Raw genomic sequence first — 11,558 nt, 5'->3', positions numbered from 1 at the left:
TTATTAACAAGAATTTTTTTATTAATCATTTACGTAGCGATGGAGGTAATAAAAATGCAAAATATTGCACTATCTATTTCAGGAAGTACTATTGGGCTGTTGATAACAGCAGCAGTTATAGTTCTGCTACTGTTCTGGCTGGCAGGAACTTATAACGGATTTATTAAAAAGAAAAATATAGTTGAAGAGTCTTTTTCAACTATGGACGTTTATCTGAAAAAAAGATTCGATCTTATTCCAAACATTGTAGAGACTGTTAAAGGTTATGCATCTCATGAAAAGGACACTCTTACAAAGGTTATACAAGCTAGAAGCATGATCAGTCAGGCATCAAGTCCAGAGCAGAGACTGGCAGGAGAAAATGCTTTGTCAGGTACATTAAAAAGTTTATTCGCAGTTGCCGAGGCATATCCGGATCTCAAAGCAAATACTAATTTTATGAATTTACAAAATCAGTTAACTGAGATTGAAAATGATATTGCTCAGTCACGCAAATATTATAATGCCTGTGTTCGTGAATTTAATATAAAAGTCGAATCTTTCCCCAGCAATATAATTGCCGGCATGTTCGGATTTAAAAAATCTCCTATGTTTGAGGTAGATAATGAGCAGGAAAGAAAAAATGTAAAGGTTCAGTTTTGATATGATCAGGGGGGCTAATATGTGGGTTTTCAAAAAAACCTTTTTTAAAAACACTATTATAGTTTTTATATGCTCAATCATTGCTGCAATGCCTTTTTTAGCAATCTCAGAAAAGACTGAGGCGGCTCTTGATTCAGGCTATATAATTGAAAATTTTCACATAGATGTAAACCTAACCGACGCTAACGTTTATGAAATCAGGCAAAAAATAGACGTTAATTTTCTTGAAAGCAGTAGAGGGATTTTTCTGCATATACCTTATCTGCTCAATGTTGATTTGCCAGGTGCTGACGAAAGCAGGTACAGAGCAAAAATTCGTGACATTAAAGTTCCTGGATATGAGACAGATATATATACGGAAAACAGGAATAAAGTAATACGTATTGGCGATCCTGATATCTGGCTTGACGGTAGATATCAATATGAGATCAGTTATACATACACCACAGGACCTGATCATTCAGGCCTGGCAGATTTTCTCTACTTCAATCTACTGGGTCCACAATGGACCACTAATATACTTAATTTCAGTTTTACAATTCAGATGCCTAACGAATTCGATTCACAGGATATCAACTTCACTACGGGTTATTATGGCAGCGAAAATAATGAAGCTGTTGATTATAAAGTTGACGGAAAAACAATCTCCGGATCTGTACCTGAAGGCTTAAATGCATTTGAGGCGGTAACCGTTTATTTAGAATTGCCTGAAGGCTATTTCACAGAAGCCAGATACAATGGATTCCTGGATTTTACAACTATAGGAATATCGATACTGGCTCTGGCATTTATAATTATTCTTTATATGCGCCTGGGTCGTGATAGGCCGGTACCTGAGACAGTTGAATTCTATGCACCAAATGGTATTGATCCTGCCCATGCAGGTTACGTGGCTGACGGTATGGCCGACAATAAAGACTTAATTGCTTTAATAATGTACTGGGCTGATCAGGGATACATTAATATCATAGAGCAGAACAAAAAAATATCTTTGAAAAAACTGCAGGATCTACCTGCTGATAAACCAGTCTATCAATTAACTATTTTCAAAGGGCTTTTCAAAAAAGGCGATCATATTGAATTGGATTCATTAAAGGAAACTTTTTATACTACATTGCAAACAGCTAAAAATCAGCTGAAAGGAGCACATCAGCATAATACGTTTGAGCAAAAAAGCAGTCATGCACAAATAGCAGGAATATTTATTTGTTTTTTGCCGTTAATAGTATCATTTGCACGTACTTTTTTTGTTGGACTGCTGGAGGATGCTGACGCATTAATTATTACCAGTATCATTAATGCAATAGTAATGTTATCTGGTATACTTTTTCTTATCTATACTCGGCTTAAATGGAAACTTAAGAGTAAGGCAGGTAAAATCATCTCTGTAATTATCCCAAGCATACTTATGCTTAATTTTCAATTCACATCAGCAATGACAATTTTAAGTAGTTCTTTAGATCCTTATAAATCTTCATTAATTGCCGCTTTTTCTTCACTGGTAATTGTTCCTTTTGTTATACTAATGAACCGAAAAACAATTGAAGGTGAAAAGCTCTTTGCCCGCCTGATGGGATTCCGTAGTTTTATGCAAAGAGCGGAGAAACAACGAATAGAGACATTAGTTAATGACAACCCGGCATATTTTTATAATGTACTACCTTATGCCTATGTCCTTGATGTCACAAATAAGTGGGCAAAACAATTTGAAGGTATAGCTATCCAACCGCCTACCTGGTACTATACCGATACAATGACTACATTTACGGCTTTACATTTTGCAAATCAGATGAACAGAGCCGCAACACAAATGAATACTGTTATGATTTCTCAACCTCCTAGCAGCAGCGGCGGTGGCAGCGGTAGCTTTGGCGGAGGCGGCGGCGGTTTCTCTGGAGGTGGCTTCGGCGGCGGCGGCGGCGGACGTTGGTAATAGTTATATTACTTTTGCCAGAAAAGCAAAAAGAAAACGTCATATTTAAATGCACCCTGGATGCCTTAACATTCTAGGGTGCATTTTTTTCTTTATTCTTCCTGACACTGGTTACAATAACCGTATAATTCTATTTTATGACCAATCACTTTGAAATTTTTATCTTTGAGCCCAGGATTAAAATCAGATCTCGCCATTGGACAGTTATCCATAGGGATTATCATATGACAACTTACACACACTGCATAATGTGTATGTTCGTACCTGTTAAGTCCAAATACAGACTGTTCCTGATCAAGTACAGTACTCTTTATAACTATATCCCGCTCAACCAGCAAATCCAAAATTCTATATACTGTTGAAAGCCAGACATTCTCACCCTTTTTTTCTATTTCAGACTGTATCTGCAAGGCACTCATAGGGGTTTTAGCCTCCTGCAAAACAGTTATAACCAGTTTGCGCGGTCTGGTCTGCTTTATATCAGCAAGTTTTTTTTGCAGATCTTTATTATTCCTACTCATTCCACTGATCCACCTTTACAACCGCTTTTTTCCCTCTGTATAAGAAATTTATTTTGGAAATTAATGTCTTTAACAACAATATAAAAATTAAACTTACTACACCTATAAGAACTATGGTTCCTCCTGGTCTTAATCCAGCATAATATGAAATGAACAAGCCACTTAAAGTAAACAAAACTGCAAATACAACAGAGAGCACAACAGTCTTTTTATAACTTCTGCCTATCTGCATGGCACAAGCAACAGGAACTACCATCAAAGAAGAAACAACAAGGGCCCCTACTGTTCTTGCCGCTATGGAAACTGTTATTGCCGTTAGCAAAGTAAAAATAAAGTTCACTGTTTTCACAGGCACACCGGCCAATCTCGCAGATGACTCATCCAGAGCAATATAAAACAGCTCTTTATATAACAACCAAAAGCCTAAAACTACAATTGTTCCAACACCAGTTACCAGATATTGTTCAAAACGGCTTATGGCAACAATACTGCCAAAAAGAAAACTATTAAAATTAGCCGAGCTTTGAACAAATCCAGATATAACACCAGCTAAGCCAATTCCTGCTGATGTTACAATTGCAATAGACAGCTCTGAATATCTTGGTATTCTTTTACGAATAGCTTCTATGCTCAGAGCTGCAACTATACTAACAGCAATCGCTCCCAAAACCGGATTAAAACCCATTACAAGACCAATAGCAACCCCGGCCAGAGAAGTATGGGAAAGTGCGTCTCCAATCATTGACAAACGCTTAAAAACTACAACTACACCTACACAAGGAATGATTATCGCTAACAGAAGACCAACAAACAATGCCCTGCGCATAAAGTCATATTGCAAAATTTCCATCTATACCTCTCTTGCTTTAATGCGGATGCTTATGACGATGAGAAAGCTCTTCTATTATCTGATCTTTATTAAGGCATACCATATTGCCATCTTCAAGGCAATACGTTTTCTTAACATATTGAGCTGCTTTTGACATGTCATGCGTAACAATAAGTACAGTTAATCCAATTTCACGATTTAACTTTGCCAGCAGTTCAAAGTGGGCTTTGGCATTTTTAGCATCAACCCCTGTAGTCGGTTCATCAAGCAAAACAAGGTCAGGATTATTTACCATTGCCCTGGCCAGTAAAACCCGCTGTTGTTGTCCACCAGACAATTCACCTATTGGGCGTTTTACATACTCAAGCATATCAACAAGTTCTAAAGCGGCACTAACAAGCTTGCGCTCTCTTTTACCTGGCAGTTTAAAAAATCCTATGGTTTTATACAAGTGGGCCATAACTACTTCTTCAACAGTAGCCGGGAACCCCCCATAGCTTGACGCTTTATTTTGTGCAACATATCCTATTTTTATCCAATCACTGAACTGAGTAGGATTTTGACCCATTAATTCAACGGTTCCAGTTAATGGCATTAGCTCTCCTAGTAAAATTTTAAGCAAAGTGCTTTTGCCAGAACCATTAGATCCTTGCAAAGAAGCAAATTCACCAGGCATCACAGCCATACTTACATTGTTTAGAACATTATTGCTGTTGCTGTAGGCAAAACTAACATTTTTTACTGTTATTACAGCAACATCCTCTTTTTCTTTTTTTATCTCTGCTTGCACTGCAGGCACCTCTTAATGCTGAAGCTAATTAACAATTATTTCAAAAATTAATCGGCCTAGTTATTTCAACTCAAATATTGTTTAATGACTTCAAGATTTTTTCTCATCACAGAATAATAATCTTCGCCATTTTCAATTTGCTCATCGGTAAGACCTTCAAGCGTACTAAGAACTGCCGTGTCTGCAGATATAGCTTCCGCAATAGCATTTGCCACTTTAGGACTTACAAGTTCTTCAAAAAAGATAACTCTGATTTCTCTTTCTTGTGCTAAATCAATGATTTCTGCCATTCTTGCAGGATTAGGTTCATCTTCAGGGGATAATCCTGAAATTGCTATCTGATTAAGCTCATATGCGGAGGTCATATATCCATATGCTTGGTGAGCTACAACAATATCTCTGCTATTAAGGTCTGCAAATGCTTCATGAAATTCTTTATCAAGATCAGCCAGTTTCTGAGAAGCGGTTTCATAGTTTTGTCTGTATTTCTCTTCGTTATCTGGATCAGCATTTATAAAAGCGTTCATTATAGCTTCCATCTGTTGTTTAGCAAGCATTGGATCAAGCCAAACATGAGGATCTGTATCACCGTGGTCGTGGTCATGTCCATGATCTTCGTCATGATCGTGATCGTGGTCGTGATCATGGTCGTGATCGTGGTCGTGATCGTCACCGTGGTCGTGACCTGCCAACAAATCAATACCAGCAGTAGTTTCAACAATAATCAGATTTTCATTTTGCAAAGCTGCCAGAACAGAATCAACCCAATGTTCCATTCCTGCTCCATTATATATAAAAACATCTGCCTTTTCCAGATTTACCAGATCATTTGCTGCAGGTTCCCACGAATGCGGTTCCACACCAGAAGGCACCATATTGATTAATTCGATCATTTCACCGCCTATTTGAGCAGCAAAGTCATACATGGGGTAGAAACTAGCCACTACTTTAAGTTTATCTATTTGAACAATTGTTTCTTTGTTTTCCTCTTTACTTTCACTATCAACTTCTTCTTTCTGGCTTTCTTCTGCAATAGTAGTATTAACAGTCTCTATATCAGTACTGTTTTGTGCACAGCCAAAAATCATAACCATTAAGGATAGAATAACGCTAATTACTATAATCTTTTTCATAATAATCCCCTTTTGCTTTAAACGCCTTTGTCATCAAAATACTAATAATAAACGGAGCATAAATCTATTTAGATTTGCATACAACCAAACGCGAATGCGAATCATTCGCATTTATAGTTTAGTGTTATATTACTATTAATGTCAACTCTATTTAGAACTTTTCCAACAAAAAACGATCTCCCGCAGTTAAGAGAGGAGATCGTTTTTTATCAATATTTATATTGAACAAAATTTCATAGGACGCTTTAGCATTACTCCCGCAGCAATAATTTCAAGTTAATTGTTTAATCTTAAATTAAATCTGCTAATTCTTTCTTTGAGCATCTGAGCTTGACTGGAAAGCTCTTCACTTGCAGCAGCACTTTCTTCTGATGTTGCTGAATTTGCCTGAACAACTTTTGAAACCTGGGTTACGCCTTCATTTATCTGAGCTATACCAGATGCCTGCTCATTTGACGCCAAAGCAATGTCATTAACCAAATCGGAAGATCTTGAAATATCCTCAACAATTTTTTGCAAAGCCTGAGCTGTTCGATCAGCAATTTCTGTTCCGTCTCCTACTTTTCTGATTGAAGTCTCAATCATTTCTGTAGTTTCTTTAGCAGCTTCAGCACTTCTTGCTGCAAGATTTCTGACCTCTTCGGCAACAACAGCAAAGCCTTTGCCATGTTGTCCGGCTCTTGCAGCTTCGACAGCTGCGTTGAGAGCCAAAATATTTGTCTGGAAAGCAATGTCATCAATAACTTTTATTATTTTAGAAATATTATTGGAAGAGTCACTGATTTCCTCCATTGCTTTTACCATTTGTTTCATTTGTTCATTTCCTTGCTCAGCATTTCCTTTTGCCTGAACTGCCAGTTGATTAGCTTCACTTGCACTGGAAGCATTCTGCTTGGTCTGGGAAGCAATCTCTGTCATAGTAGCGGTTAATTCTTGTATAGAGCTCGCCTGTTCCGTTGTCCCCTGTGACAAAGACTGGCTGCCTTCAGATACTTGCCTTGATCCTGCTGAAACTTGATTTGCAGATTCATTGATTTCATATAGAACTTCGTTAAAAGTGTTTATTATGAGATTAAGAGCATCTTTTATGTTCACGAAATCGCCCATATAATCTCTCTCGATGACAACATCGAAATTTGAGTTTGACATCTCTGTCAAAACAAAAGATATTTCATCGATGTATCCAGAAACTTCATCCAGAGTTTTATTCAAGGCCTGTTTAATAATTGAGTGGTCTCCTTTGTAATCGCCATTAACCCTCAATTTTAAATTGCCCTTGGACATCTCTTCAAGCACAGTTGTCGCTTCAGTAACAGGTTCAATTACGGCATCTAAGGTGTCATTAACACCGCTAACTATTTTTGCATAACCTCCTTGAAGTTCTGATACATCAGCTCTTTTGGTAAGATCGCCTTCGATAGCACTCTGCGATAGCTGATTCATCTGATCCAGCATTGTCAAAAGTGAATTAACAACTTTGTTGATATTGTCGACAAACTGATAATAGTAGCCCTGATAATTATTCTCCATCAGAGCAGAAACGTTACCTTGTGCAAGCTGTTCTATGAATGCCGATGCAGAATCTAAAGGTGTTACGACTGCATCAAGTGTTGCATTTACACCTTCGACAACTTTGGCAAAATCTCCACCATGCTTAGAAACATCTGCACGTACAGAAAGGTCTCCTGCAATGGCAGACTCTGACAACATATTGGCATCTTTTACCAATTCGCGTATAGCTTTGATCATAGTCTGAAGCGCAGGTGTAATCTCATCCATTTCATCTACGGCTTCTATTTCCATACTTACATCACCTTCTGAAATACGTTGCATATTGTGAACAACAGAGTTTTGCAGTATATCAGCAAAATTGTCCATGGCTTTTGTCATCTGTCCGATTTCATCTTTATTTCTGGAATTGACTCTTAAAGTAAGATTGCCGTTAGACATGTTTTTCATCATTGTCAAAGCTTTTTTGCAGGGTCTTGTAATAGAAAGAGCAATTCCTATGCCAAGTAAAACCGAAATAAGCATACCGGCAAAAAGCAAACTCAAAACCTGAGCTCTGGTCGCAGCTGCAGTTTCGGAATTAGAGGCAACAGTAGCGGCAGCAGCGTCATTTTTAATTTGCACCATTCTGCGAATTTTAGCATCCATATTGGTTCTGATAAATTCACCAGAATTATTCATCAGATTTATGGCTTCCCCTCTTTTACCTTCATTCGCAAGCAGGATTATATCATTGGCGACTTCCATGTACTCCGCGAAAGAATCTCTTACCTCAGGAAGAAGTCTTTTTCCCTCTTCTGAAAAAAGAGTCTTCTCATACATATCAAGATAGACATTGAATTGTACAGAATTTCGCATTGCATTATCTGCAAATCTGGCTCTATCATTTTCATTTTCAGCCATTACAACATCTTTTAAATCACCACGTATTCGCTGATATGCTTCGACAACAGTCAGCATCTGTGTAAGAGGCACAGTCATCGTATCGTACATTTCTTTATCCAGCTCTTCAATCTGTGAAATGCCATTCATGCCGACAAAACCTATTGCTCCTGCAATTAAAGCAACGATCAAAAAAGCAATAATAAGTCTGGGACCTATTTTAATTTTACCCAAAAGACTGATTCTGGCTTTTTTACCACTGTTCTTTTTATTCTTTTTCGTTTCTTTTTGTGTTTTTCGAGCCATTTTTGCTTTCTTTTTTTCTTCTTTCTTCAATGCTGACTCCTTTTTGTTCATGCCTGTTCCTCCAGTTTTTGTTGTACTTGGTTTATTTGCTTTTCTGTTAATATTTTTTCCGGATCAAGAACTATTACAACCTGATCATTAATTTTTCCTATGGACTTTATGAACCTATTACCAAGATATTCTATGGAAGGAGATTGTTCTATATTACTATCATTCATTTTTATAACTTCATCGACCTTTTCCACAATAAAACCTATCACATATTCTGAAATATCAAGAATTATGACACAAGTTCTCTCATCAAATTCTGTACAGGGCTTGCCAAATCTTACTCTGGAATCTATCACAGGGATTATTTTCCCGCGCAAAGAAATAATTCCAGGCATATATTCAGGCAATTCAGGCACTTGAATTATTTTCGGCAGATTTATAATTTCTGTAATATACCTTATTTCTATGCAATATTTCTCTTCTGCAATTACAAAGGTCAGATATCTTCCTGCTGTAGATGATTCAGAAAACTCCTGCTTAAAATCAAAATCTGAGGGATTTTGCTTTTCTTTATCAGAAAAAATTTTTTCATTCAAATAATCTTCCATCTTTTGGTTCCCTCCCATAAAAAAATATATTCTAATAGTACCGTAATTATACTTATCGTACAATTACCTCAAATACTTTACTAAATATTTTATCGAACTTACAATATAATGAAACAAATAATTTTACCCACAATTACAGCGGTATATCTTTTATATTCTTATTTTGTTTTAAATCTATTAGATCTTCGCACTTTCGAATTAATCTTTTGTGTGATAAATTATCATTAAATCATTTTCTACACATTTATTAGAGGTATTGCATGAATAAAAAAACAACCAGAAACCTGGCATTTTCCGGAATATTTATTGCCTTAGGCATAATACTGCCGTTTTTAACCGGTCAAATACAGAGTCTAGGTAATAAATTATTACCAATGCATTTGCCGATTTTGTTATGCGGCTTTATTTGCGGCTGGCCTTATGGTCTTTTGGTAGGCTTAATTACGCCTATATTGCGAAGTCTCTTGTATGGCATGCCGCCAATGTTTCCTGTAGCTGTGGCAATGTCACTGGAACTGGCTGCATATGGCTTTTGCACAGGTTTTTTACACAAAAAGCTACCAGAAAAAAATTTTTTTATCTACATAAGTCTTATATCATCAATGATTCTGGGAAGAATAGTGTGGGGTATCACAAGCATTTTTCTTTTAGGAATACAAGGAAATACCTTGACATGGTCACTATTCATAAATTCTGTTTGGATAAATGCTATACCAGGAATCATTATTCAGTTAGTTTTAGTGCCTTTAATCATAATTGCACTAAAAAAATCAGGACATATTTTACCTAAAATAAGAAGCAGTAATTAGAGCAAATAAGAAGAAATAAGATTTGCAGATTGATTTAAGAAGGTGAAAAATTGACTTCTGATTTTAATGATATGGCAATTACAAAAGTTACAGACGCAATCTATAAAACTATTGCAGATAAGTATTCAGATATTAAGGCAAAACGAGGTTTTTCCAAACCTTTGATAATAGGTATTGATGGAAATTGCGGTGCAGGCAAAACCACTCTGGCACTTCACCTAAAAGATGTTTTGCTTCCTGAATTTAAATGTTCAGTGGTGCATATGGATCACTTTTTTTTACCGCCGGAATTAAGAAAGAAAAAGAGATTGTCTTCTGCAGGCGGAAATATACATTATGAAAGATTTATCGATGAGGTAATTGAACCTATCAAAAACGATGTTAATATAAATTATAGAGTATTTGATTGTTCTAAAATGAACTATTCTCTTAATATCGAAATCAGGCAGGAACAAGTTATTATTTTTGAAGGCACATATAGCCTGCATCCAAAATGGCGTAAATTAATAGACATTGGCATTTTTATAAACATAAACCCTACTGATCAATTAATCAGATTGAAGAAAAGAAGTAATATTAATATTGATGATTTCATTCGAAAATGGATACCAATGGAGAATTTATATTTCCAAGATTTTGCAATAGCAAAAGGAGCGGATTTTTTAATTGATCAGAATAATAAAGAAACATTGTTGCATTTGAAAGCAAACAATATCGATCTTTCAGATTAATAATCTGATTGTTCTAATTTTATTTTTGTAATAGAATGTTTTTTATCATATTATTTAAAGGAAATAAAGCAATCTGATTATTGCTTTTGAGGAGATTAATAAATGACTTATAAAAATGAAAATCAAATAAAAATGGTTTTAGGATTGAATGCCTGGCGAAATCTTTTACAGGACAAAACCATACGCTTTGCGCAGCTTATGACAGAAATGGACACAACTGTAATGATGCGATTATCGGGAGAATTACCGCAGCTTAGAGAATTTGCAAGACAGACACTTGGCAAATTAGACAAGGTGGCTGCATCTACAGATAATCCGGGATTGGCAGGTGCACATATTCAAAATGAACATAGCTGGTTTAGTACTTCTCAGCAAATAAAAAAGATCATTGCTTTGGATTATTTTGACGGATTGTCTAACGATCTTGCAAAAAGCAAATCTGTTTTACTTGACAGTATCGCTCTTGTTTTAGAAGAATCTCAGGATTTATTTTGTTTTGACGAACAGTTTCTTAGAGCTTTATGTAAAAGAAATCAAGACAGCATAAGGAGTTTTACGATCGCTATACTTGTATATGTAGGCGGGTGCCTAAATCCACCTACCTCAGATTACGAAAGCAAATAATACTATTTTTTTGTAAACGATCACGCAATAAAATTAATTGTTTAATTTTGTTTAATTTTCGTAACCATTATAACAGCCATATTCCTTATATACGTTTATTCTGACTAAGACATTCACAGAATTCTATGTTCAAGTAGTTTAACTGCTAGATTAGTGATAATATTATTGTATTAGTTTATTATTTTTTCAAACGTATACATTGTTTGCACAACTAATAAACTATACGGAACTATAATACTAATTGACAGTG

At 36.0% G+C, this 11,558-nt stretch carries 11 protein-coding genes; 5 read left to right on the top strand and 6 right to left on the bottom strand.

Going from position 1 to position 11,558, the window contains the following annotated elements; genetic code table 11:
• Positions 1-54 precede the first annotated feature (54 nt).
• The gene (locus AC0KSB_RS02120; protein WP_472306248.1) at positions 55-642 is read left to right on the top strand and encodes a LemA family protein; all 588 of its coding nucleotides are present in this window, start codon (positions 55-57) and stop codon (positions 640-642) included.
• Between the two features lie 19 nt (positions 643-661).
• Positions 662-2,575 carry a DUF2207 domain-containing protein gene (locus AC0KSB_RS02115; protein WP_472306246.1) on the top strand — a complete coding sequence of 638 codons (1,914 nt, stop codon included), beginning with the start codon at positions 662-664 and terminating at the stop codon, positions 2,573-2,575.
• A 92-nt stretch (positions 2,576-2,667) separates the two neighbouring features.
• On the opposite strand, the gene AC0KSB_RS02110 is transcribed toward AC0KSB_RS02115, so the two are convergent.
• The 6 genes from AC0KSB_RS02110 to AC0KSB_RS02085 form a co-directional block, all read right to left on the bottom strand.
• Positions 2,668-3,096 carry a Fur family transcriptional regulator gene (locus tag AC0KSB_RS02110; protein ID WP_472306244.1) on the bottom strand — a complete coding sequence of 143 codons (429 nt, stop codon included), beginning with the start codon at positions 3,094-3,096 and terminating at the stop codon, positions 2,668-2,670.
• Entirely contained in the window at positions 3,089-3,946 is an 858-nt protein-coding gene (locus AC0KSB_RS02105; protein ID WP_472306242.1) for a metal ABC transporter permease, read from the bottom strand. Before AC0KSB_RS02105 ends, AC0KSB_RS02110 begins: the two co-directional genes overlap by 8 nt.
• 16 nt (positions 3,947-3,962) lie before the next feature.
• Positions 3,963-4,715, bottom strand: a complete 753-nt coding sequence (locus AC0KSB_RS02100) for a metal ABC transporter ATP-binding protein (RefSeq protein ID WP_472306240.1) — start codon at positions 4,713-4,715, stop codon at positions 3,963-3,965.
• A 65-nt stretch (positions 4,716-4,780) separates the two neighbouring features.
• The gene (locus tag AC0KSB_RS02095; RefSeq protein ID WP_472306238.1) at positions 4,781-5,848 is read right to left on the bottom strand and encodes a metal ABC transporter solute-binding protein, Zn/Mn family; all 1,068 of its coding nucleotides are present in this window, start codon (positions 5,846-5,848) and stop codon (positions 4,781-4,783) included.
• Between the two features lie 276 nt (positions 5,849-6,124).
• Entirely contained in the window at positions 6,125-8,596 is a 2,472-nt protein-coding gene (locus tag AC0KSB_RS02090; protein ID WP_472306236.1) for a methyl-accepting chemotaxis protein, read from the bottom strand.
• Positions 8,593-9,144 (bottom strand): chemotaxis protein CheW, encoded by a 552-nt coding sequence (locus tag AC0KSB_RS02085; RefSeq protein ID WP_472306234.1) that lies wholly within the window; start codon positions 9,142-9,144, stop codon positions 8,593-8,595. The genes AC0KSB_RS02090 and AC0KSB_RS02085 overlap by 4 nt, the downstream gene beginning before the upstream one ends.
• A gap of 260 nt (positions 9,145-9,404) precedes the next feature.
• On the opposite strand from AC0KSB_RS02085, the gene AC0KSB_RS02080 reads away from it, so the two are divergent.
• The 3 genes from AC0KSB_RS02080 to AC0KSB_RS02070 all read left to right on the top strand — a co-directional run bounded on the left by AC0KSB_RS02080 (position 9,405) and on the right by AC0KSB_RS02070 (position 11,308).
• On the top strand, positions 9,405-9,953 hold the full coding sequence (locus tag AC0KSB_RS02080; RefSeq protein WP_472306232.1) for an ECF transporter S component: 549 nt from the start codon (positions 9,405-9,407) through the stop codon (positions 9,951-9,953).
• A 50-nt stretch (positions 9,954-10,003) separates the two neighbouring features.
• Complete coding sequence (locus AC0KSB_RS02075; protein WP_472306230.1) at positions 10,004-10,684, top strand: uridine kinase family protein; 681 nt, start codon at positions 10,004-10,006, stop codon at positions 10,682-10,684.
• A 102-nt stretch (positions 10,685-10,786) separates the two neighbouring features.
• Positions 10,787-11,308 (top strand): hypothetical protein, encoded by a 522-nt coding sequence (locus tag AC0KSB_RS02070; protein WP_472306228.1) that lies wholly within the window; start codon positions 10,787-10,789, stop codon positions 11,306-11,308.
• The last annotated feature ends 250 nt before the right edge of the window (positions 11,309-11,558 follow it).

The sequence above is a fragment of the Ercella succinigenes genome (assembly GCF_900002895.1).
Note: the sequence above shows the minus strand (reverse complement) of the source record. Positions and strands in the feature narration are given on the sequence as shown.